This window comes from Qipengyuania huizhouensis (assembly GCF_019711635.1).
GTDB classification, from domain to species: Bacteria; Pseudomonadota; Alphaproteobacteria; order Sphingomonadales; family Sphingomonadaceae; genus Qipengyuania; species Qipengyuania huizhouensis.
The window spans coordinates 1-23,604 of record NZ_JAIGNT010000011.1; the positions used below are offsets into that span (position 1 = coordinate 1).

General features: G+C 58.4%; 20 protein-coding genes and 1 pseudogene. 9 read left to right on the plus strand and 12 right to left on the minus strand.

Annotation, left to right across the window (positions count from 1 at the left end; genetic code table 11):
* Positions 1 to 60: 60 nt before the first annotated feature.
* The 7 genes and pseudogenes from K3180_RS09820 to K3180_RS09845 form a co-directional block, all read right to left on the minus strand.
* Positions 61 to 513, minus strand: coding sequence for a nucleotidyltransferase domain-containing protein (locus tag K3180_RS09820; protein ID WP_221540420.1), 453 nt, complete (start codon positions 511 to 513; stop codon positions 61 to 63).
* Positions 510 to 1,127: a 3'-5' exonuclease gene (locus K3180_RS09825; RefSeq protein ID WP_221540422.1), complete on the minus strand. Its 618-nt coding sequence runs from the start codon at positions 1,125 to 1,127 to the stop codon at positions 510 to 512. The genes K3180_RS09820 and K3180_RS09825 overlap by 4 nt, the downstream gene beginning before the upstream one ends.
* A 48-nt stretch (positions 1,128 to 1,175) precedes the next feature.
* Positions 1,176 to 1,387 (minus strand): annotated as a pseudogene (locus K3180_RS13025) (hypothetical protein); the annotation flags it as partial.
* Positions 1,388 to 1,405: 18 nt separating this feature from the next.
* Positions 1,406 to 1,735: a DUF6481 family protein gene (locus K3180_RS09830; protein WP_221540424.1), complete on the minus strand. Its 330-nt coding sequence runs from the start codon at positions 1,733 to 1,735 to the stop codon at positions 1,406 to 1,408.
* Between the two features lie 184 nt (positions 1,736 to 1,919).
* Positions 1,920 to 3,737, minus strand: coding sequence for a translation elongation factor 4 (gene lepA / locus K3180_RS09835; protein WP_221540425.1), 1,818 nt, complete (start codon positions 3,735 to 3,737; stop codon positions 1,920 to 1,922).
* Between the two features lie 53 nt (positions 3,738 to 3,790).
* The gene (locus K3180_RS09840) at positions 3,791 to 6,004 is read right to left on the minus strand and encodes a putative bifunctional diguanylate cyclase/phosphodiesterase (protein WP_221540427.1); all 2,214 of its coding nucleotides are present in this window, start codon (positions 6,002 to 6,004) and stop codon (positions 3,791 to 3,793) included.
* Between the two features lie 104 nt (positions 6,005 to 6,108).
* Positions 6,109 to 8,307 carry an EAL domain-containing protein gene (locus K3180_RS09845; RefSeq protein ID WP_247710475.1) on the minus strand — a complete coding sequence of 733 codons (2,199 nt, stop codon included), beginning with the start codon at positions 8,305 to 8,307 and terminating at the stop codon, positions 6,109 to 6,111.
* Positions 8,308 to 8,480: 173 nt separating this feature from the next.
* Here K3180_RS09845 and K3180_RS09850 point away from each other — a divergent pair, with 173 nt between their 5' ends.
* From K3180_RS09850 to K3180_RS09865, 4 genes are all read left to right on the plus strand, one after another.
* The gene (locus K3180_RS09850) at positions 8,481 to 9,788 is read left to right on the plus strand and encodes an FAD-dependent oxidoreductase (protein ID WP_221540429.1); all 1,308 of its coding nucleotides are present in this window, start codon (positions 8,481 to 8,483) and stop codon (positions 9,786 to 9,788) included.
* Between the two features lie 42 nt (positions 9,789 to 9,830).
* Entirely contained in the window at positions 9,831 to 11,519 is a 1,689-nt protein-coding gene (locus K3180_RS09855) for a PHA/PHB synthase family protein (RefSeq protein ID WP_221540431.1), read from the plus strand.
* Positions 11,520 to 11,549: 30 nt separating this feature from the next.
* Entirely contained in the window at positions 11,550 to 12,407 is an 858-nt protein-coding gene (locus tag K3180_RS09860; protein ID WP_247710482.1) for an alpha/beta fold hydrolase, read from the plus strand.
* A gap of 77 nt (positions 12,408 to 12,484) precedes the next feature.
* Positions 12,485 to 14,239, plus strand: coding sequence for an N-acyl-D-amino-acid deacylase family protein (locus tag K3180_RS09865; protein WP_221540432.1), 1,755 nt, complete (start codon positions 12,485 to 12,487; stop codon positions 14,237 to 14,239).
* A gap of 71 nt (positions 14,240 to 14,310) precedes the next feature.
* Here the strand turns inward: K3180_RS09865 and dnaN are convergent, their stop codons facing one another.
* From dnaN to K3180_RS09885, 4 genes are all read right to left on the minus strand, one after another.
* Positions 14,311 to 15,435: a DNA polymerase III subunit beta gene (dnaN, locus tag K3180_RS09870; RefSeq protein WP_221540434.1), complete on the minus strand. Its 1,125-nt coding sequence runs from the start codon at positions 15,433 to 15,435 to the stop codon at positions 14,311 to 14,313.
* A gap of 147 nt (positions 15,436 to 15,582) precedes the next feature.
* Entirely contained in the window at positions 15,583 to 16,335 is a 753-nt protein-coding gene (gene fabG / locus K3180_RS09875; protein WP_221540436.1) for a 3-oxoacyl-[acyl-carrier-protein] reductase, read from the minus strand.
* Positions 16,335 to 17,273: an ACP S-malonyltransferase gene (gene fabD / locus K3180_RS09880; protein WP_221540438.1), complete on the minus strand. Its 939-nt coding sequence runs from the start codon at positions 17,271 to 17,273 to the stop codon at positions 16,335 to 16,337. Before fabD ends, fabG begins: the two co-directional genes overlap by 1 nt.
* A 25-nt stretch (positions 17,274 to 17,298) precedes the next feature.
* A complete protein-coding gene (locus tag K3180_RS09885; protein WP_425594523.1) occupies positions 17,299 to 18,138 on the minus strand; it encodes an LD-carboxypeptidase in 840 nt (279 codons plus the stop codon).
* Between the two features lie 53 nt (positions 18,139 to 18,191).
* Here K3180_RS09885 and K3180_RS09890 point away from each other — a divergent pair, with 53 nt between their 5' ends.
* Complete coding sequence (locus K3180_RS09890; protein ID WP_221540440.1) at positions 18,192 to 19,619, plus strand: Mur ligase family protein; 1,428 nt, start codon at positions 18,192 to 18,194, stop codon at positions 19,617 to 19,619.
* Positions 19,620 to 19,622: 3 nt separating this feature from the next.
* Here the strand turns inward: K3180_RS09890 and K3180_RS09895 are convergent, their stop codons facing one another.
* Complete coding sequence (locus tag K3180_RS09895) at positions 19,623 to 20,582, minus strand: DUF808 family protein (protein ID WP_221540442.1); 960 nt, start codon at positions 20,580 to 20,582, stop codon at positions 19,623 to 19,625.
* 204 nt (positions 20,583 to 20,786) lie between these two features.
* Between K3180_RS09895 and rpsF the strand changes: the two genes are divergently transcribed.
* From rpsF to K3180_RS09915, 4 genes are all read left to right on the plus strand, one after another.
* Positions 20,787 to 21,152, plus strand: coding sequence for a 30S ribosomal protein S6 (gene rpsF, locus K3180_RS09900; protein ID WP_221540444.1), 366 nt, complete (start codon positions 20,787 to 20,789; stop codon positions 21,150 to 21,152).
* A complete protein-coding gene (rpsR, locus tag K3180_RS09905) occupies positions 21,152 to 21,376 on the plus strand; it encodes a 30S ribosomal protein S18 (protein WP_221540446.1) in 225 nt (74 codons plus the stop codon). Before rpsF ends, rpsR begins: the two co-directional genes overlap by 1 nt.
* A 12-nt stretch (positions 21,377 to 21,388) precedes the next feature.
* A complete protein-coding gene (gene rplI, locus K3180_RS09910) occupies positions 21,389 to 22,027 on the plus strand; it encodes a 50S ribosomal protein L9 (RefSeq protein WP_221540448.1) in 639 nt (212 codons plus the stop codon).
* Between the two features lie 125 nt (positions 22,028 to 22,152).
* Positions 22,153 to 23,592 (plus strand): AMP nucleosidase, encoded by a 1,440-nt coding sequence (locus K3180_RS09915; protein ID WP_221540449.1) that lies wholly within the window; start codon positions 22,153 to 22,155, stop codon positions 23,590 to 23,592.
* Positions 23,593 to 23,604: the final 12 nt, after the last annotated feature.

Below are 23,604 nucleotides of genomic sequence, written 5' to 3' on the forward strand. Positions count from 1 at the left end.
CAGCAAGCTATCTCGGCTTCATACATATCGCCGCCGCCCGCCTCTGGACCAATCAGTTTGTCAACAGGGCCTAGATTCTCCGATGATCACCTGGCTCTCCAACAGGAGTAACATCCTCCCTGTAAATGTATTAAGATAGTCGTCTTCAGGTGACCCCAAGTACTTAACAAAATCGTCGAACTTGTGGGTGGAGAGATACTTTCCACCTGAGTCAAACTCTGCAATATCTGCTCTGTCCACCGCCGTAATTAAATCATTTTTCAACTGGATTTGCTCGGTTTCTTTGAGTCGCAACAGCTCTATTTGCTCCCCAGCAATGTCCTTCATATAGGTCTTAATGACAATGAACACATCAAGGTCACTATCGGCGCCGGCTTCAAGTCGTCCAAATGATCCGGTTGCAAAAATACAACCCATGTTGCCCAGAAACTGCTCCCTTTCCGCTAGGTCGCTACGCAGGGAAGAAATACGCGCTACCGTTTGGGCACGCACCTCATCGAGATAGGCGGTCACTTTCCACTCTCCAGCTTAAAAATGTTCGCGAAGATCTCCGCCTGCGAAACAGCATCGTCTAGTGCATGATGTGTATGCGGCGATTGGGATTTTAGAACATTCGGAATTCGTTTTCGGCCTACACTTCTCACAGTCTTGCCTAAAGAAAGCGCCATAGCTGTTTTAATGTCGAAGCAGCGAGAGTAGCCAAAAGGCGAGCCCGTGTTGGAGAATTGTACGAAATACCAATACATCCAACTCCAATCAAAACTTAGCGGGTAAGCGACGAAAACTGGCTCGCCTTTTCCCGTCGTTTCTTCAATCCATTTCGATGCCTGATTCATCGCGTCGTTCGGTGTCAAACCTGATTGAAGCAACTTCGCGCGATCGAGACCGTTAACCTGCATTGCTTCTGGCTCAAATTCTTCGAAAATTGGTTTAATCTCGCAATAAAATGAGCGCTCGTATTTTTTTGGCTTGAAGAATGTCTTTCCGTCAAACGCACCAGCATAGACTAAAGCGAATGAGAGCATGGAAAAACGACCCGGGATCGGACCGTCTGTTTCAACATCTACTGAAAAATAAACGTCGGTATTACGAGTGAAGCGATCAGGAAACCCCTCCTCAAAATTCACGTGAAGTTCCCTTCGCCAAAAGTTTGCCGAAAACCTTATAGGGGTTAATCATTGCTCCTCGCCCATCCGTAACGCTCCGATATACGTATCCTGCCGGGCGCTTTCATTTCCATATTCCCGCATCTACACCTTCCCCTTCTTCTGCTTTTCCAACAGTTTATCGTTCGCGTGATGTCGTTGCCCCGACCTTCGCCGGGACAGGCTGTACAGATGGCAGTCAAGTCCTTGTGCAACGCCGCGACGGTTTCGCCAAGTATCAGCCACGAGAGCGCCCTCCCTCAGCCCTTCTTCTTGCGCGCCTTGCGTGCGGCATACTTCGCATCGCGCGCTGCCTTAAGTTCTTCCTCGGTCGGCTCGGGCACGGCCTCGGCTTCGGCTTTCGCCTTGGCTGCGGCAGCCTTTTCGGCCTTGGCCTGCTCACGCGCTTCGCGCTTGGCGGCGCTCTTTTCCTTCGCGGCGGCTTCGCGGGCTTCCTGCGCGGCCTTGCGCTTGGCGATGGTCGCCTCGTCCATCTTGGGCTTGTCGGCGAGTTTCTTCAGCGCCTTTTCACGGGCCTTTTCGGCAAGTGCCTGGCGTTCTTCGAAGGTAGGTTGCTTGAATGAAGGCATATTCGGTCATGTCGTTTCTGGTTGGCCGGTATTGAACCGGCTGGATATCGGGCCGCGCGGGCGGAGGATTATTCCTCGCCCATACGCAGCGCGGCGATGAAGGCTTCCTGCGGGATAGACACGTTACCCCCGGCCTTCGCCGGGGCAGGCCGCCTGAGGCGCTCTGGCATCCTCAGAATGAGAGTCATTCCTCGCCCATACGTAGCGCAGCGATGAAGGCCTCTTGAGGGATCGAGACGTTTCCGTATTCCCTCATTCTGGCCTTGCCCTTCTTCTGCTTCTCCAGCAACTTTTTCTTGCGGCTGATGTCGCCGCCGTAACATTTGGCGGTCACGTCCTTGCGCATGGCGGCAATGGTTTCGCGGGCGATCACCTTGCCGCCGATCGCGGCCTGGATGGGCACCTTGAACAGATGTCGCGGGATCAGGTCCTTCAGCCGTTCGCACATGCCGCGGCCGCGCTGTTCCGCCACGTCGCGGTGGACGATCATCGACAGCGCATCGACCGGTTCGTTGTTCACCAGGATGCTCATCTTCACCAGATCGCCTTCGCGCAGGCCGATCTGTTCATAGTCGAAGCTGGCATAGCCGCGGCTGATCGATTTCAGCCGATCGTAGAAATCGAACACCACTTCGTTCAGCGGCAATTCGTAGGTCACCTGTGCGCGGCCGCCGACATAGGTCAGGTCCACCTGCACGCCGCGCCGATCCTGGCACAGCTTGAGGATGGAGCCGAGATATTCGTCGGGCGTGTAGATCACCGCCTTGATCCACGGTTCCTCGATCTTCTCGATCCGGCTGGGATCGGGATAATCGGCCGGGTTGTGCAGCATGATTTCCTGCGCCGGGTCGGTCCGCGACTTGTTGAGCTGGATCCGGTAGACCACCGATGGCGCGGTGGTGATCAGGTCCAGATCGTATTCGCGCGTCAGGCGTTCCTGGATGATCTCCAGGTGCAGCAGGCCGAGGAAGCCGGCGCGGAAGCCGAAGCCCAGCGCGGCGCTGCTTTCAGTTTCGAAGCTGAAGCTGGCATCGTTGAGCCGCAGCTTGCCGATGCTTTCGCGCAGCTTCTCGAAATCCGCGGCGTCGACCGGGAAGAGGCCGCAGAAGACCACGGGCTGCACTTCCTTGTAGCCGGGCAGCGCCTTTTCCGCCCCGCCCTTCACCGTGGTGATGGTGTCGCCGACCTTGGCCTGTTCGACTTCCTTGATCTGCGCGGTGATGAAGCCGATCTCGCCCGGGCCGAGTTCGGGCAAATCGGTGCGCTTGGGGGTGAAGCAGCCCACGCGGTCGATCAGATGCTGCGTGCCGCCCTGCATGAAGCGGACGTTGAGGCCCTTTTTGATCACCCCGTCCATCACGCGGACGAGGATGACCACGCCGAGATAGGGATCGTACCAGCTGTCGACCAGCATGGCCTTGAGCGGGGCGTCACGGTCGCCCGTGGGGGGCGGGATGCGCTTGACCAGCGCCTCCAGCGTATCCTCGATGCCGATGCCCGATTTGGCGGAGGTGAGCACGGCGTCCGACGCATCGAGGCCGATGATGTCCTCGATCTCGGCCTTGACCTTCTCCGGTTCGGCGGCGGGCAGGTCGATCTTGTTGATGACGGGGACGATCTCGTGGTCGTGCTCGATCGACTGGTAGACATTGGCGAGCGTCTGCGCCTCGACCCCCTGCGCCGCGTCCACGACCAGCAGCGCGCCCTCGCACGCGGCGAGCGAGCGGGAGACCTCGTAGGCGAAGTCCACATGGCCGGGCGTGTCCATGAGGTTCAGCTCATAGGTTTCGCCATCCTTCGCGGTATAGTTCAGGCGCACCGTCTGCGCCTTGATGGTGATGCCGCGCTCCTTCTCAATGTCCATGTTATCAAGGACTTGCTCGGACATCTCGCGATCGGTCAGCCCCCCGCAATGCTGGATCAACCGATCCGCCAAGGTAGACTTGCCATGGTCGATATGGGCGATGATGGAAAAATTGCGGATCTTGGAAAGGTCGGTCATTGCGCCGCCCCATTAGCGCCGCTGCACCGCCCTGTCAGCCGGATTCGCGCGTGTCAGCCTTCTTGCGGTCCGCCACCCTGTTTGGGCGCGTTGGCCGACAGCTTGAACTGGGCGAAACTACCCGGCGAAGCCTCGGGTGCCTGGCTGTATTTGCCGGGCGGCAATGCGGTAAGCGGAGCGCCGGCGGCCGCCAGCGCATAGGGATTGACGCGGTGGCGTGTGCAAAGTCCGCCAGCTCCGTCATCGACCAGTTCCTGCTCGAACTCCACTCCCTGGGTATCGTCCATGCTGCGGCGAACGGTGCACACGGCCAACTGACCCTGTCCGAAGTCGAGCACGAACTGGGTACCGATCGGTACGTCCTCCAAACCCTGGATCATCGCACCGGAGCGTGACATGTTGCGCAGCGTCACGTCGTAATAGTGATCCTCGTGAATCAGACCGATCTTGCGGAAGACCGTACGCCGGCTGGCACGCTGGCTGCCATTGTCGGTGGGTTCGAGCACCCATTCGCCCTTCGCGATCTCTTCGAGCACGCTGTCCTGGTTGAGGGCATCGGAGAAGACGAAGCCCTGAACATGGCCAACGCCAATCTTCTTGAGTTCGCCCATCAGCTTCACGGAATCGACGCCCGTAGCGACAGTCTCCATGCCCATGGCTCCTGCCAGGGCAACCACCGCCCGAACAAGTTCCATATCGCCCAGATCGTTGCCCATGACCGGCTCGAAGAAATTCGCACCGATCTTGAGCGCGTTGAACGGTGCACGGCGGAGATAGGACAGGGATGAGAGGCCAGTGCCGAACTGGTCCAGGGTCAGGCGCACGCCAAGCTTGAAGAGCGCGCCGAGAGCGGCATCGACTTTACTCGCATCGCCGAGCAGAACCGATTCATTGAGTTCGAGTTCTAGTCGTGCCGGGTCGAGCCCCGTATCCTTGAGCACGCTACCGACCATCGCGACGAAATCGCTGGCCTCGAACTGCACGGAGGATATGTTGATCGAGAGGCGCAGCGCTTCGGGCCATTGGCTGGCTTCTTCGCATGCCTTTCGCAAAGCCCACTCGCCGATGGGGATAATCAGGCGACTTCCCTCTGCCACCGGGATGAAGGTCTCTTGCGAGACGCGGCCTCTCTCGGGATCTTCCCAGCTGTATTTCGCTTCAAGGCCGATGACCTTGTTGTCCGCAAGCGTAACACAGGGCTGATATTCGAGCGTAAAGTTTCCTTCTTCGATCGCGGTGGCGAGATCTTCCTCCATGCGTTTGCGCAGATGAGCCTCGTGTTCGAGATCAGCCGCGTAAAACCTGAACTGACCGCGGCCGCCATTTTTCGAAGCGTAGAGGGCAAGGTCGGCCGCACGGCTCAATTCCTCGCGCTCGACTCCGTCATAGGGTGCGATGGCGACACCGACGGAGCACCCGATACTGCAACGCCCTTCCTCAACCGAATAAGGCTGTGAAAGCATCTGGATGATTTTCTTGGCGATCTCTCCGAGTTCGCCGCGGTCATCCATATCGGGAATGAGTATCTGGAACTCATCGCCTCCGAGACGGCCAATCTCACCTCTACCCGCGACCACTGTATTCAATCGCTCTGCCACCTGCTGCAGCAGTTTGTCGCCAGCTGCATGACCGAGCGTGTCATTGACCTGCTTGAATCGATCCAGATCAAGCATAAGGAGCGCCGCAGCGCGTTTAGCACTACGGAAAGTCTGGAGAGTGGAATCAATTCTCTGTTCCATCCGGTGGCGGTTGGCGAGGCCCGTCAGCGTGTCGAACTTAGCGAGACGGCTTGCCTCTTCCTCGCTGCGGAATTCTTCGGTGATATCCGTCGCTGTGCCACGAAATCCCAAAAACTCGCCCGCCTCATCGTAAAGCGGTCGGCCGGTTAAACGCAGAACGAGATCTGCTTTTTCGTCTCCCGTTTCGACGGTCATACCAGCGAAGCTTTTACGTGTCCCCAGTTTCAATCCCAGCGAACGAGCATCTTCATCGGTCGAAACGGGCTGAAGTAGCTGCTGCAAGGGTACCTCGAAAATCCTGGCAGCCCTGTGACCGAACTTCTCCTGGATTTGCGGGCTAAGGTAGCTGAGTATCCCCCGAGTGTCGGTCGCCCAGAAACAGGCAATACCAGAGCTTTCCAGCTGCTCGACGATCGCAAGTTTATCCGATTGCGAAAACTCCGCCGACGGCTGCTGCACGCCGACCACATCCATCATTTCGGCAGATTTGCGGCCTTTGAAAAATTCGGTGAAGGGCATGGCGCCCATGGCTTTCAACCTTGTCGATGGCGGGTTCGGTTGAATCGGACTAGCCTAAAATGGTTAGCATCGAGCTAACGCCGCACGATTCCCTTGTGCTCTGCATCGAGCATTTACGTCGGTTCGAACTCCATTTCAGCAAACCGCGGAATACTCGGCATGCGCTTCAGTCCGCTTTCCTGGAGAACACCGAATGCATCATGAGGCAACGCGGCGAGAGGCCGTCCCGCAGCTTCGAGCTCGTAGGGCGAGACCCGATGACGCGTGCAGAGACCGTCGGCACCATTGCTGATCAGGGGGGGTTCGAATTCAACCCCCTGGACATGTTTTCTCGACCGGCGAACGGTCGCAACCGCCAGTTGCCCATCGCCAAGGTCCAGCACCACCTCTGTACCGACCGGCACATCGAGCAACCCTTCTATGCGCGCTCCGGTTTTGGAGATGTTCCTGAGCGTGACGATATAGCGATGGTCATCGTGAATAAGACCAATCTTCCGCAGCACCGATTTTCTGTCGGCCCGATATTTTTCGGGTCCGCGCGGCTCGTAGATCAGTTGACCTTTGGCAAGACGTTCGAGTGCTTCTTCATGGCTTATTGGCTGAGAGAATATGTAGCCCTGCACATGGCTGGCACCCCGCTTCTTGACTAAAGCGAGTTCGTCCTTGGTCTCGGTTCCTTCGGCGACCGTCTCCATCCCCAGTGCGTCAGCCAGACTTACGATCGCGCTGATTATGGCCGAATTATTATTCCCTTCTTCGGTCGACCCGCGAACAAAGCTCTGGTCGATCTTTATCTTGTCGAAAGGCGCATTGCGCAAATAGCTCAGCGAAGAGTATCCGGTGCCAAAGTCATCGAGCGCGAGGCGTACACCAAGATTTTTCAATTCGGTGAAGATTGTACGCGTAAGATCGTCGTCCCCGGCAAAAACACTTTCTGTGATTTCCAACTCGAGCCGGTCCGGTGCCAGCCCCGACTTCTGCAATGCCCGTTGCACAACCTGGACGAAGTCGCTGCTTGTGAACTGGGTCGGCGACACATTCACCGCAACGCGCAATTCGATTGGCCATTGCGAGGCCTGCTCACACACCTTGTGCAAAGCCCACTCGCCTATCTGCCCGATCATTCCGATATCTTCAGCGCACGCAATGAAGATTTCAGGCGAAACGAATCCGCGTTCTGGATGCTCCCAGCGAATCAGGGCCTCAAATCCAGATAACTTGTAATCGCTGGCCTTCACGATGGGCTGGTAATGCATAACCAGCTCGTCCTTGATCAGAGCGTCGCGCAAGTCCTCTTCAAGCTGTCGGCGAAGCTTCGCACCTTCCTGCAACTCGCGTGAGTAGAAGCGATACTGGCCACGCCCCCCGCCCTTTGCCGCATAGAGTGCCAGATCGGCCGCCTTGACCAATTCTTCTGCATTGAGACCGTCATAGGGCGCAATGGCAATGCCCAGAGAAACGCCAATAATCGCGCGCAACCCGTTGATGGAATAAGGCTGCGCGATCATCTGGATAACGCGCGCGCCCAATTCGCCGAGTTCCCCGCGATCATCGACGTCAGGCAGCATGATGAGAAATTCGTCGCCACCAAGGCGCCCTATCTCACCCTTGTTCCCGAAAATCTGGCCAAGTCGGCCGGAAACCTGCTTGAGGAGTTCATCCCCGGCCGGGTGACCAAGCGTATCGTTAACTTGCTTGAAGCGGTCGAGATCCAGCATCATCAGGGCACAGGCACGCTTGTCGCTGCGGTATTTATTGAGAGATGAATCCAGCTGCTTGTTCATGCGGTGCCGGTTGGCAAGACCGGTAAGCGCGTCATACTGCGCGAGGCGCTTCGCGTCGCGCTGGCTTTCATGGATCTTGGTAATGTCCTTGGCACTACCTCGATAACCGCAAAAATTGTGCTGGGCGTCGAATTGGGGTTTCCCGGCAATTTCCAGGATCAGATTCTCGGCAGACGCGGCAACCTTGACCGGTAGTTTGACGATAGAATTGCGAGCGCCAAGATAATAGGCCAGAGGGCGCCCTCCGTCGCCCTCCGCGTTCTCGGCATCGTCGCTCTGGAAGATTTCGGTAAGGTGCTTACCGATGACCCCTTCGTCACCCAGCCCCAGGCGAGACTGGGCGTTTTGAGACAAATAGATCATCCGACCATGCTGGTCGGTTGCCCAGAACCAGCTCAAGCCCGAATTTTCGACGCTATCGAGCAATTCTACGCGGCGTACGAGGTCGCCCTGCGAGATCGGCACGACTGCCGCCTCGTCAGAGTCGAATGTTTCCGCTCTCGATCCTCTCGAGAAAAATCCCGCCATCCGTTTCCCAGTCTCGGACTTTCGCCCTGTGCGCACTGCAGAAATGTTACTCCAATGGTCTGGAAGATAAGTAGAAACCCTTACCAAACGAATAACCATGGCGCTTTCCACGACGGGCCTGCTTGCCATGCCTGGCCCTACACGCCATGGTAACGGTTCGGAGAGGGCCGTATATGCGTCACATCGCTATCGTCGGATCGGGTCCGGCCGGATATTACACAGCCGAGGCGGCGGGCAAACAGTGGGGAGAGGATGTGCGGGTCGATGTGTTCGACTCCTTGCCCGTCCCGTATGGCCTTATCCGGACGGGAGTTGCACCGGATCACCAGTCCATCAAGAAAGTCTCGGTGCGGTATGAGAAGACCGCGCTTTCCGAAGAAGTCCGTTTCGTCGGCAACGTGCAGGTCGGCAGGGATGTATCGATTGCGGAACTCCAGGAACTCTATGACGCGGTAATTCTTGCCACCGGAGCACCGCACGACCGCAATCTGGATATCCCGGGGGAAGACTTCGCCAATATCTTCGGCAGCGCCGCCTTCGTCGGATGGTACAATGGCCACCCTCAATTCGCCGACCTCGCCCCCGATCTTTCCGGCCGACACGCGGTGGTGATTGGAATGGGCAATGTCGCGCTGGACGTAGTGCGAATCCTGTCCAAGACGGAGGGCGAATTTGCAGGGTCCGACATTGTCGCCCATGCCCTCGATGCGCTGCATGGTTCGGAAATAGAGACGGTCACGATAGTGGGACGGCGGGGACCTCACCAGATCATGATGACTCCCAAGGAATTGGGTGAACTCATGCATCTTGAACGGGCGAGTCCGCATGTTGACAAGAACGATTTGCCGCCCGGGGCTGACGACGCGATCCTTGAACCGGGTTTGCGCAAGTCGGTTACCCTGCTGCGCGATTTTGCGGCTATCCCGGAAAACATCCATGGCGAAAAACGGATCGCCATCGAGTTCGATTTCTTCGCCAGCCCCAAAGCGTTCAAGGGCAAAGACGGCAAGGTTAGCGCTCTTGAAATAGAGCGTACCACGATCGAGAAAGGCCGCGCGGTCGGCACTGGCGAAGTTTATGAAATCCCTGCCGATATCATCGTGACCTGCATCGGATATCGCTCTTCGCCGATAGAAGGCGCTCCCTTCGATGAACGTGCTGGCCGTTTCGCGAATGATGACGGGCGCATCCTGCCCGGTTTGTACTGTGTGGGATGGGCGAAGCGCGGACCGACCGGAACGATCGGTACGAACCGGCCTGACGGTTATGGCGTGATAGAACTTGTTGCCGATGATATCGGCAATGGCTCTCGCAATCGCGGCCGCGCCGGTTTCGACGAACTGGCCGAGAAACGCCGGCTGGACATAGTTACCTTCCGCGACTGGCAAAAGATCGAACAAGCGGAAAACGCCGCCGCTCGTGATGGTTCGCCACGAGAAAAATTTGTCGATATCGAAAGTATGATCGCCGCACTTCGCTAACTGGAACAACGCCTAATCTGTCCATCCTAAAAGAAGACCTCTATGCCCAAGCTCGAAGACGAAGCCGTCCAGCACACCACCGCACTCGGTCCGCTCATTGGCCTGACGCGCGAGGACATTTTCGGCGCCGTCGCGGTCATGCTGCGCGAGACAGCTTCGGATCCACAGCGTCTGATGAAGCACGGCCAGGCGATGGGCGAGGACATGATCAAGATCATGACCGGAAAAAGCGATCTTGCGCCCGATCCCAAGGATCGCCGTTTCCAGGATCCCACCTGGCAGTATAACCCCTTCATGCGGGCCGGGATGCAATATTACCTCGCTGTGCAGAAGGGTGCGGCGCGCTGGCTCGAAGACCTCGATCTGGATGAGCTGGAAAAGGACCGAGCGCGGTTCATCTCGAATATCATCGTCGACAGCCTTGCTCCCACGAACACACTAATCGGCAATCCGAGCGCACAGAAGATGGCGATCACCAGCGGCGGCCTGAGCCTCGTGAAAGGCCTCAAGAACGCTTACGACGACATGGTCCATAACAAGGGCATGGTCAGTCAGGTCGACAAGAGGCCTTTCAAGCTGGGCGAGAACATCGCCACCTCCAAAGGGCACGTAGTGCTGCGAACAGAGATGATGGAACTGGTCCATTATGCTCCCACGACCGATGAGGTCTACGCGATTCCCCAGCTGACAATTCCTCCACAAATCAACAAGATGTACATAAACGATCTTTCGCCCGACAAGTCCGTGGTGAAGTACCAACTGGACAATGGTATCCAGACATTCGTTATCAGCTGGAAAAACCCCTCGCCCGAACAAGGGCACTGGGACATGGCGGATTATGTCAATTCCTGTCGCGAGGCGATGGAAGCAGTCGGCAAGATCACCGGCAGCAAGAAGGTCAATGTTTCTGCAGGCTGCTCCGGCGGACAGACGGCAGCCTTGCTGGCCAGCAAATTGACAGCCGAGTCCAATGATCTGTTGGGGTCGCTCACGCTCATGGTCTGTGTGCTTCACCCAAAACAGAACGACATCGAAGCAGGTTCACTGATCAGCGAGAACGGTCTCGCGCTTGCTCGGCGACGCGCGGAGAAGAAAGGCGTGATCAAGGGCGACGATCTTGCTCGCGGTTTTGCATGGCTGAGGCCCAACGATCTCATCTGGAACTATGTCATCAACAATTACCTGCTTGGGCAGGACCCGCCAGCTTTCGACGTGCTGTTCTGGAACGCCGATGCAACCAATCTTTCGGGGGCGCTGATGGGCGACTTCCTGACCATTTTCGAGACGCTCGCTTTCACCAAGAAGGGGGAGGTCGAAATGGTCGATCACAAGATAGATCTTTCCAAAGTTACCAGCGATATGTTCATCCTGGGTGGTGTAACGGACCACATCACTCCATGGAAGGCGACCTATCGCTCCACTCGCCTGTTCGGCTCCAAGGATATTACCTACGTGCTATCCCATTCCGGCCATATGCAGGCGATCCTCAACCCGCCCGGCAACCCGAAGGCGCGATATTACGTCCAGAAAGACGGCAAGAGCAAACTGCCTGAAACTGCGGACAAATGGCTGGAAGGCACGGAAGAAGTCGCAGGCTCCTGGTGGCCATATTGGATGGACTGGTTGCAGAAGCGTTCGGGTGCAAAGAAGAAGGCACCCGCGAAAACGGGGAACAAGACCTATCCGCCGCTGGACCCCGCCCCGGGTCTGTACGTTATGGAAGCGTGCTGAAATCTCTCCAGGACCAGATGCGTGAACGCTATGACCAAGAATGAGCTGACCGCTTCGGTCGAGATGATGGAAGTCGGAGGCCGCACTTTACGCGTCGCTCACTGGCGTCTCGACGAACCCGGGGATCACCCTCCGCTCCTGTTTTTCAACGGGATCGGTGCCAATATCGAGGCGGTGGCCCCGCTCGCCGAAATGCTGACCGAACGCGCCTTCATTATGTTCGATATGCCCGGCACCGGAGAAAGCCCCGATCCCACCCTCCCCTACAATCCATTCACTATGTGTTGGACGGCCACCCAGATACTCGACCATCTCCGCGTAGATGTGGTCGACGTTATGGGCGTATCATGGGGCGGCGCCATGGCGCAGCATTTTGCCCTCCAGCATCCCAAGCGAACGCGTCGCTTGATCCTGGCAGCCACAACCGCGGGAATGCTGATGGTCCCGGGCAATCCTGCTGCACTCTCGAAAATGGCAGATCCGCGCAGATACATCGACCCCGAGTACATGAACGAGCATTTCGCGACGCTTTATGGGGGCGTGGACAAAGACGGCTCTGCTCACCAGAAAAATAGCCATATCGGCAGACTGAAGCCGCCCTCCCCGCGCGGATATCTCTATCAGCTTCTCGCCATGTTCGGCTGGACCAGCCTGCCTGCCTTGCCCTTCATGAACAAGGAGGTGCTGATCATGATGGGCGAAGACGACCAGATCGTCCCGCTCATCAACGGCAAGATACTCGCTACCGCCATCCGGAATTCACAGCTTGAAATCATCGAGGGCGGCGGACATCTGTTCCTGCTCACCCATGCAGACGAAAGCGTGGCCAGTCTGCGGACATTCCTCGACGCACCGCAAACCGACGCGGAACTTGGCAGAGCCGCCTGACCTGCCGGTCCCTGAAAGGTTGCTTGCCAGACCAGTTGCAATGTGGAACCTTCTCTTCCGAGAGAGGAGCCATAATCATGCCTGCATACGATCTGATTATTCGCGGGGGAAACATTGTCGACGGAACCGGTGAGCCGCGTTTCACCGGCGATATAGCGATCAAGGACGGTCTGATTGCGCAAGTGGGCGAGATCGATGACAAAGGCGCCGAGGAGATCGACGCTCGCGGAATGACGGTCATTCCAGGTTTCGTCGACATTCACACGCACTATGACGGTCAGGCCACCTGGGATCAGGAAATGGCGCCCAGCAGTTGGCATGGGGTAACGACGGTCGTCATGGGCAACTGCGGCGTGGGTTTCGCGCCTGCCAGATCCGATCAGCACGACTGGCTCATCGGTTTGATGGAAGGCGTGGAGGATATTCCGGGCACCGCGCTGGCTGAAGGCATTACCTGGAACTGGGAGACGTTCCCCGAGTATCTCGACGAGCTCGAGAAGCTGTCGCGCACTGTCGATGTCGGGACGCACGTCCCCCACGGCGCTGTAAGAGCTTATGTTCTGGGCGAACGCGAACAACCGGGTGCAGTGCCAACAGACGACGACATCATGGAAATGAGCAAGATTGTCGAAGAAGGTGTTCGGGCGGGTGCGCTCGGCTTCTCGACCAGTCGTACAGTGCTGCACAAGGACGTAGGCGGCGTTCTAGTTCCCGGAACGACGGCCACCGCAGAAGAACTGGTAGAGCTTGGCCGGGCCATGGGCCGGGCGGGACACGGTGTCTTCGAAATGGCGAGCGATCTCAAGCGTGAATGGAACGAATTCGAATGGATGGGGAAACTCAGCCGCGAGACAGGTCTTCCGGTGACCTTCGCCGCGTTGCAATCGATTGCGAAAGAGCTGCCACTCGACGAGCAGATTGCCACCATGCGCGCCGAGAACGATAATGGCGCCAACATCGTCGCCCAGATCGCACTTCGCGGGAACGGCATCATCATGGCGTGGCAGGGTACGGTGAACCCGTTCGTTTATCGCCCCAGTTGGAAAACGATCAGCGAATTGCCCTGGGATGAAAAGAAAGCGAAGCTGTTCGATCCGGAATTCAAGGCCCGGCTTCTGTCAGAAGCGAACGACTATTCCGAAGCGCCCGCAGACATTCTCCCGGTCGTCGCTGCAGTCACCCAAGGCTGGGCGCTGATGTACGAGATGGACGACGATTTCGACTACGAGCCCGAAGACAGCGCCACTGTTCAGGCGCGCGCCCAGAATGCCGGGATCGACCCGCAGGAATACGCCTATGATATGCTCTGCCGCGACAATGGCAGAGGTTTCATCTATTTTCCCATCCTCAACTATGCCGACAAGAACCTCGATTTCCTCCACCCACTCCAGCATGCAGACGATACTGTAAACTCGCTGTCCGATGGCGGCGCACATTGCGGAACGATCTGCGATGCAGCCTCACCTACCTTTATGCTCCAGCACTGGGTGCGTGACCGCAAACGCGGCGAGCGCATCACGCTGGAAAACGCAATCAAGCGCCAGTGCAACGACACTGCGCGGCTTTACGGGCTCGAGGATCGCGGCGTAATCGCCCCCGGCTACCTGGCCGACATCAACATTATCGACATGGACCGGCTCAAACTCGGCAAACCCTGGCTTGCCTTCGATTTGCCGGCAGGCGGCAAGCGCCTGCTCCAGAAGGCCGATGGCTATGTCGCGACGATAAAGAGCGGCGTGGTTACCTTCCGCGAGGGCAAATGGACCGGAGCGACCCCTGGAGGCCTTATCCGGGGACCGCAGCGGGCCGAGTTTGCGGAGGCTGCCGAATAACAGCATCCGAACCGGTATCGGGCCAGCGACGCGCGATACTATCGGCGCGATCGTGGTGGAAATTCAGGCGATCACACACGCATCGGCATCAGGACGTAGAGCGCCGGACTGTCGTCATTCTTGCGGATCAATGTCGGCGCACCGGCATCGGCAAGATGGATTTCCACCTGGTCGCTGTCGATCTGGCTAAGGATGTCCTTGAGATAAGTCGCGTTGAAACCGATCTCGAAACCGTCAGCCGAATACTCTGCCGCCAGTTCTTCCGAAGCCGTGCCGTTATCAGGCGATGTAACTGTCAGCGTCACGCGATCCTTGTCGAGGCCCATCTTGACCGCACGGGTTTTCTCGGTGGCAATCGTCGCCACGCGGTCGACCCCTGCGAAGAAGCTCTTGGGATCGATCTTCAGCAGCTTGTCGTTCCCTGTTGGGATCACGCGCGAATAGTCCGGGAAGGTGCCGTCGATAAGCTTGCTGGTCAGGACGACACCACCCTCTCCACCAAGCGTAAAGCGAATTTTGCTGGCCGATAGGTCGATCAGGACATCGCCGTCCATCTTCTCGTCCAGCAGCTTGCGCAATTCCGCAACCGCTTTACGCGGCACGATCACGTCGGGCATGCCTTCTGCACCTGCCGGACGGGGGAGCGTGAAGCGCGCCAAGCGGTGGCCATCGGTAGCGGCGGCTTTGAGCACCGGTTCGTCTTCATCCGATACGTGCAGGAAGATGCCGTTGAGATAGTAACGGGTTTCCTCGGTCGAGATCGCGAACCGCGTCCGATCGATAAGTTCCGCCAGCGTCTTGGCAGGAAGCGAAAAGCTCGTCGGCAAATCGCCTTCCACGATCACCGGAAAATCGTCGCGAGGCAGCGTCGGCAGCTTGAAGCGGCTGCGGCCTGCCTTGACCTCCATACGGTTCTCGGCCGTTTCCAGACTGACCTGGCTGCCTTCTGGCAACTTGCGAGCGATATCGAAAAGAAGATGGGCCGAGACCGTGACGGCGCCGTCACTTTCGACGCTGGCAGCATCGATGTGTTCGACGACCTGCAAATCGAGATCGGTCGCCATCACGCGAAGACCGTCACCCTCCGCTTCGATAAGCACGTTCGAGAGGATGGGGATGGTGTTGCGACGCTCGACCACCGACTGGACATGCGAGAGACAGCGCAGCAGGGTGGCGCGTTCGATTGTGGCCTTCATGGTCCTTCTTTCGTCCCTTTTGAGCGCTGTGAAGGCCGGAATCGCCCCACTAGCGCCGGAATACGGATAGCGACCTTAGCGAGGCTGTCATGCCCTGCAAGCTTATGGCGCTAGTGTGCGGATTTCGCTTGGGGATAACCGGAGGAATCAGCCCAGCATCGCCATGCCGCCATTCACATGGATCGTCTGGCCGGTCAGATAGGCAGCCTCATCGCTAGCAAGATAGGCAACGGCAGCCCCGATTTCCTCGCCCTCGCCCATGCGCCCCATCGGGATTCGGCTATTGATAGCCGCCTTCTGATCGTCGTTCAGCGCATCGGTCATCGCGGTGCGGATGAAGCCGGGCGCAACGCAGTTTACGGTGATGTTGCGGCTCGCAAGCTCCTGCGCCAGGCTTTTCGACATGGCCGTCAGGCCGCCCTTGGCTGCCGTGTAGTTCATCTGTCCCGGATTGCCCGTGTGACCGACGACGCTTGTGATCGAGATGATGCGACCTCCCTTGGCCTTCATCATCGGGCGCGCGCTGGCGCGCATCAGGCGGAAGCTGGCTTCAAGGTTGATGCGAATCACCTCGTCCCATTCCTCGTCCTTCATCCGCATGGCGAGGTTATCGCGCGTAATGCCGGCATTGTTGACGAGAATGTTCATGCTGCCGAGAGTATCCACCGTGGCCGGGATCAATTCTTCGACCTGCTTGGAATCCGAGAGGTTGCAGGTAATTTCAACGTGATCGTGCCCGAACTCGTCGTTCAGTTCCTCGCGAAATGAGCGCAGTTTCGCCGGGTTCGATCCGGAAAGGGCCAGCCTCGCGCCCTGCCGCGCCAGCGCGCGGGCTATCGACGATCCGATTCCACCGCTGGCCCCTGTAACAAGAGCGGTTTTGCCTTCGAGGCTGAACATCAGGCGTACTCCTTCGCGAATTTCTCGAGATCTTCCATTGTGACGAGACTTATCGTCATCGCCTCCTTGTCGATGCGGTCGACCATTGGGCCGAGTACCTTGGCGCCAAGTTCCACAAAGCGCTCGACCCCGTCTTTGCGCATGGCGAGCACACTTTCGCGCCAGCGGACCCGTCCGGTAATCTGGTCGACCAGCAAGCCCTGCTCTTCGGCCGGATCGGTCACGCGGGCGGCAGTGACGTTTGCATAGAGCGGCACCATAAATGCGCCCGGCGCGGGGTCGGACAGCGCCATTTTCATCCGCTGCGCCGCAGGTTCCATCAGTGAACAATGGAACGGAGCGGATACAGGCAGCTTGATGCCGCGCTTGATCCCGTGATCCTTGGCCAATTCGATGGCACGGTCGATAGCCTCTGCATGCCCCGAAATCACGACCTGCGTAGGATCATTGTCATTGGCGACTTCGCAAACCTGCCCTTCGGCAGCCGCTTCTGCCAGCGCAGTGGCTTTCTCGATATCCGCACCCAGCAGAGCAGCCATCGCGCCGACACCGATCGGCACAGCGTCCTGCATGGCGATCCCGCGCAGGCGCAGGAGTTTTGCGGTGCGCGAAAGATCGAATGCGCCAGTTGCACACAGAGCGGAATATTCCCCGAGCGAGTGGCCGGCAACGCATTCTGCCTTCTCAGCCAGCGATACACCGAATTCCTTTTCCAGTACGCGCAGGGTGGCAATGGAATTCGCCATAATTGCCGGCTGTGCATTGGAGGTAAGCGTCAATTCGCTTTCGGGACCGTCCTTCATCAGGCCGGACAGCTTCTGGTTCAGCGCGTCGTCGACTTCCTCGAACACTTCGCGGGCGTAGGCGCTGGCTTCGGCAAGCTCGACACCCATGCCGACTTTCTGGCTTCCCTGACCGGGGAAAATGAATGCAGTCATGAAACTCTCCTTGTCGCCAGCGCGCTTAGGCGGGTGCGGCTCTGGCCTCAAGGCCGAAGGGCACGATCCTGTTCGCCGCGCTGTGGCCGATCATCGCCCGCCCCAGGTAGTCGATGCCATAGCGCGCGCACCAATACCGCACGATCTCTTCTGCATCGGCGCCGAATGGACGATCGTTTTCCGGAATTGCGGTGACTTCGCCGAGCCGGATGCCCGCGGCGCCCCGCAGGTTCTCGGCCAGATGAAACATCAGCCGGTCGATCGCATATTCATATTCGCCCACCTCTTCGATCAGGACGTCGTGACCCTTGAGGACCGGCATGAACTGCGTACCCACCAGCATGGACAAGGTGTACAGGTTGAAGGCGACTGCGGGCCTGCCTGTAAGCGATGGCTCGATTCCGCTGTCATCGCCCGACATCCAGCCCATTGCGCGGCGCACCGCATTGCTGCCGCCATCGCGTTTGATATCCACCGGCATTGGGGCGTGGACGGGATAGCCGATACCGGCACGATAGAGCGCGCCGAGCAAAGTCCCGCAGTCCGAATAGCCGAGGTACGCTTTCTCGTGCGCTGCGTCTTTGAGGTGGCTGATGAAGTCCGCTGCAATACGGTTCGAACCGTAGCCACCTTTCGCAAACCACACGGCATCGAACTGTGGATCGTTCGAACATTCGAGCAGTGCAGCCAGACGAACCTCGTCCCTTCCCGCGAAATGGCCTTCGCTTTCGAAGCACTGATCGTGGAAATGCAGGTCGATATCGGGAAATTCCTGCGCTGCGAGTGCTGTTACAGCCTCGGCATATCTGCGTCGCAGCGGAGTCGCGGGGGCGCATATGGCGACTTTTCTGATCGGTCGGTGCACGCCCGGACCATGCCCGCTTGTCATCGTGCTTACAACTGCATAGCGAGACTTGAATGACGGACTTCCCCAGCCCAGACGAGCTTTTCGCACGCCCCTTCTTTTTCGTCGGGATCGGAGGCTCGGGTATGCTTCCGCTTGCTCAGATCGTGAAGGGTCGCGGCGCAAAGGTCGCCGGTTCCGACCGCAGCTTCGATCAAGGCCGCACGCCGGACAAGTTCGCTGCGCTCGAAAAGCAGGGAATCGAATTGCATCCTCAGGACGGAAGCGGCATCGTTTCCGGCGATCAGGTTGTCGTCGCCTCCGCAGCTATTGAAGACACAGTGCCGGAAATCGGCAAGGCAAACGAGCTCGGATGCCTGCGCCTGACCCGTGCGGAACTCAATTCGATCCTTTTCAATACGAGCGGCGCCGGGCTCGCCGTTGCGGGAACCAGTGGCAAATCGACTGTCACCGGAATGCTCGGCTGGATCCTGCAGGCGACGGGCCGTGAACCGACGATCATGAATGGCGCGGTGATGAAGAATTTCGTCTCCCCCGAGCGCCCCTTCGCCAGCGCTGTTGTGGGGGGGCAAAGCCTGTATGTCAGCGAAGTGGACGAAAGCGATGGCTCGATCGCGCTTTATCGCCCCGCAGTCGGCGTACTGCTGAATGTCAGCCTTGATCACAAGAGTATGGAAGAACTGCGCCAGCTCTTCGCGGATTACCTCTCGCGAAGCCGCATTGCAGTCATCAATGCAGATGACAAAGAAGCGCTGGCACTTCTGCCCCATGCCAGAGAAGTCATCACCTTCGGTATCGACCAGGAAAAGGCGCAGATCGGAGTAGCGCCGGGTAGTATTGCCGAAGGTCCGATTCGGCAGGCTGCGATGATCGTGGACCGGCACGACGGATCCGAGCATCCGCTCAGGTTGAACATGCCGGGAAGGCATAATCTATCCAATGCCCTTGCGGCTATCGCGGCAGCCGCAGCCGCTGGCGTCCCCGTCGCAGCTGCTGTCGAGGCGCTGGCGGGGTTCGATGGACTGGCCCGGAGGTTCGACATTATTGGGACAAACCACGCCGCGATCACAGTGATCGACGATTTCGGGCACAATCCGGAAAAATGCGCCGCCACCCTGAGGACCCTGCGCGCGCATCAGGGGCGCGTAATCGCATTCTTTCAGCCGCACGGCTATGGACCGTTACGGCAGATGGGCGACGAACTGGCTCAAACCTTCGCCAACGAACTGGAAAAAGATGACAGGGTGCTCTTTTCCGACCCTGTTTATTTCGGTGGGACAGTCGATCGGAGCGAGGGCAGTGCGCGCATCGTGCAATTGATCAACGAAGCAGGGGGCAATGCCTCGCATATCCCTTCGCGCAAGAATATCGAAGACCGCCTGGTGAATATGGCGCGCCCCGGCGACCGGATAGTGGTGATGGGCGCGCGCGACGATACGCTGAGCGAATTTGCACGGCGCGTGTTCGAACGCCTGTCCTGAACTCTAATGTGCAGCGCTGGCCGCATCATCATTACCGATTTTCAGCACATTGTGCAGAACGATCGCGATGATGAAGCCCAGTATCAACCCCGTCACGGCGGACAGACCTGCAAAGGTCATCCAGCCCAGTATTCCGCCGGCTTGTCCGGCTATTTCGGAAACGCCGTACTGGATTCCTTCCACCCAGTGTTCGGGACCGGCAATACCGATTTCCGCCAGCCCATGCAGGATGATCCCGCCACCCACCCAGAGCATGGCAATCGTACCGATAAAGCTTAGCGCAGTGAGAAGCTTCGGCATGAATGCAACCATGCCGCGCCCCAGTTTCTGCGCGAAAGTGCTTTCCTTCTCGGCCAGGTGAAGTCCGACGTCGTCCATTTTCACAATCAGTCCGACCGTCCCATAGACAGCGATTGTGACTGCAATGCCGACCAGAGCCAGCACACCGGCGCGCGTCCAGAGATCTTCCGCCGCCACTTCGTTCAGCGTGATGGCCATTATTTCTGCAGAAAGGATCAGGTCGGTACGGATCGCGCCCGATATCCGCTTCTTTTCGAATGCGGCCGGGTCGTCGATTACATCGTCGACCGTCTTGCCGTGCTTTGCCCCGCCCAGCTTTTCCATCACCTTTTCGGCACCTTCATAAGACAGGTACCCCCCACCCAGCATGAGGACGAAAACGATGGCCTGGGGCAGGAATTCGCTGAGCAGCAAGGCGCCCGGAAGCAGTATCAGCAGCTTGTTCTTCAGACTGCCAAGGGTGATCTTCCAGATAATCGGCAGTTCGCGTGCCGGGGAAAGACCGGTCACATAGGACGGCGTTACCGCTGCATCGTCGATGACCACGCCGGCCGTCTTCGACCCGGCGCGCCCGGCGGCAGCGGCAATGTCATCCACGCTCGCAGCCGCGGTGCGGGCAATGATCGAAACGTCGTCGAGTAAGGCAACCAATCCACCTGGCACGCAGAATCTCCCTGTTCGGCAAAGCCAACGACCCCCTGCCCATCCCGTTCCGCCTCGGCAAGGTTCAAGTTGGCTTGCATTCTCCGTCAATCCCGTTATGTGCGCGCATCCCACGCTTTCGGGCGGGGAATTGAAGAAAGCCGGAGGGGCCCCGCAATCCCGCGGATCAGCCAGCGATCGGCCAGCAGTTGAAAGGACAAGAGCATGGCTCTCTACGAGCATGTCTTCTTGGCGCGACAGGACTTGAGCCAGGCTCAGGTCGATCAGCTCGCCGCCACGGCGACCGAAATCGTCGAAAACAACGACGGCAAGGTCACCAAGACCGAGACCTGGGGTCTCAAGAACCTCGCCTACAAGATCGACCGTAACCGCAAGGCGCATTTCGTGATGCTCAACATCGAGGGCCCCGGCTCCGTTGTTGCCGAGCTCGAACGCCAGACGCGTATCAACGAAGACATCATTCGTTACATGACCATCAAGGTCGACGAGCACGAAGAAGGCCCTTCGGTGATGATGCGCAAGAACGAGCGCGATTCGAAGAAGCGCAAGGATCGCGAGGAGCGTAACTGATGGCCCGTCCGTTTTTCCGTCGCCGCAAGACCTGCCCGTTCTCCGCGAAGAACGCACCGCAGATCGATTACAAGGACGTTCGTCTGCTCCAGGGCTTCATGTCCGAGCGTGGCAAGATCGTCCCTTCCCGCATCACCGCCGTCAGCGCGAAGAAACAGCGTGAACTCGCCAAGGCGATCAAGCGTGCTCGCCACATCGGCCTGCTGCCGTACATCGTGAAGTAAGGAGAAGACCTCATGGATATCATTCTCCTCCAGCGTATCGAAAAGCTCGGCTCGATCGGTGATGTCGTCACCGTGAAGGATGGCTACGCACGCAACTTCCTTCTTCCGCAGAAGAAGGCCCTGCGCGCCAACGAAGCCAACAAGAAGGTCTTCGAAGCCAATCGTGAGCGTCTCGAAAAAGAAAACGCTGAACGTCGTGCCGAAGCCGAAAAGAGCGGCGAAAAGGTCGATGGCGTCGAGATCGTGCTGATCCGCGCCGCCTCGAACACCGGCCAGCTCTATGGTTCGGTCAACGTCCGCGACATCGTCAACGGACTGGTCGAAAAGGGCCACGAGATCGACAAGAAGCAGGTCATCATGGGCAACCCGATCAAGACGATCGGGATGCATGACGTGCGCATCGATCTCCACCCCGAGGTTTCCGTCACCGTGAAGGCCAATGTTGCCCGCTCGGACGACGAAGCCGAACTGCAGACGCAGGGCGTCGATGTTCTGGCGCAAATGTTCGAAGACGAACAGCGCGAAATCGAAGAACAGGCCGAAGCAAACCGCACCGACCCGACCCTCGAACCGGGCGAGATCCCTGCGGACATGCTCGAAGAAGGCGTCGAAGCCGAAGCTTCCGACAGCGAAGAGAAAGCCGAAGGCTGAACTCTCGCAGTCGAGAAATCAATCAGGGCGCGGCGGCTTCGGTCACCGCGCCCTTTTTGTAAGCGGCGCCGGTCTGTGGCAAGAGGCGTCACGAAAACGAAAAGAGCCAGGAGAAATAGGCCCGTATGGATTCGATCGAACAGATCCTCGACAAACTTCAAAGCGTTTATGACGCAGCCGTCGGACGTTTGCGCGACGATGTTATCGCTTTCGGGCGGGATCGCGAATTGCCGCCCGCCGAGCGACGCAAGGACGGGAGTTACGCCTACCCTGAGCTGCGCCTGCTGTTTCGCGGCAGCGTCTTGCCGGAAGGTGCGAGCCGGGCTTTCGGTCGCCTCAACACGCCCGGACTGTACGCCACCACAGTCACGAAACCGAGCCTGTTCCGCGACTACCTCCGCGAGCAAATCGAACTTATCGAAAGCAATTACGAAGTCGAAATCGAAGTCGGTTCCTCGCGCCAGGAAATCCCCTTCCCTTACGTACTCGATGGTGAAGCTGGCGCGGAACTGGCCGGCATAGACCCCAACGAGATCGCACGTCACTTTCCATCGACCGATCTCGCCGACATCGGTGACGAATTGGCCGACGGTATCGAACTCGAACATCCCGACGATCCGATACCGCTATCGCTGTTCGATGGCCTGCGCACCGATTTCAGCCTTGCGCGTCTGGCACACTATACCGGCACCGATCCGAAGCACTTCCAGCGATTCATACTTTTTACGAACTATCACCGCTATGTCGATGAATTCGTTGACTGGGCAGGCGCCCAGCTGGGCAAAAACGGATATACCGCCCTGGCCGGTGCCGGAGGTATGCTGCTAACCGACAAAACCGAGAATGCGCGGGGCCAGTTGTCCGACACGGCATGGCGGCGTCACCAAATGCCCGCCTACCATCTCGTCGGTGAAGGACGCGGTGGGATCACGCTGGTCAACATCGGTGTTGGCCCCTCCAACGCAAAGACGATCTGCGATCATCTTGCCGTGCTCCGGCCCGAGGCATGGCTGATGATCGGACACTGCGGCGGTCTGCGCCCCAGCCAGAAGATCGGCGACTATGTTCTGGCCCACGCATATCTGCGGGACGATCATGTACTCGACCCGGTGCTCCCTCCCGAAATTCCCCTCCCCGCCATTGCAGAGGTCCAGCAGGCCCTCGCAGGCGCTGCGGAGACGGTGTCGGGCGAACACGGCAGCGACCTGAAAAAGCGCATGCGCACAGGCACGGTCGTCACGACCGACGATCGAAATTGGGAGCTGCGCTACACCCAGTCATCCCGGCGTCTGTCGCTGAGCCGCGCGGTCGGTATCGACATGGAAAGCGCAACCATCGCCGCGCAAGGCTACCGCTTCCGCGTCCCTTACGGAACGCTGTTATGTGTCTCGGACAAGCCTCTCCACGGCGAGATCAAGCTGCCCGGGCAGGCGAACAAGTTCTACGAGGAAGCCATCGCGGCGCATCTGCAGATCGGCGTCACGGCATGCGATCTGTTGCGCGAGGAAGGACCCAAGCTGCACAGCCGCAAGCTGCGCGCATTCAATGAACCGCCGTTTAGGTGATAACCGATATAG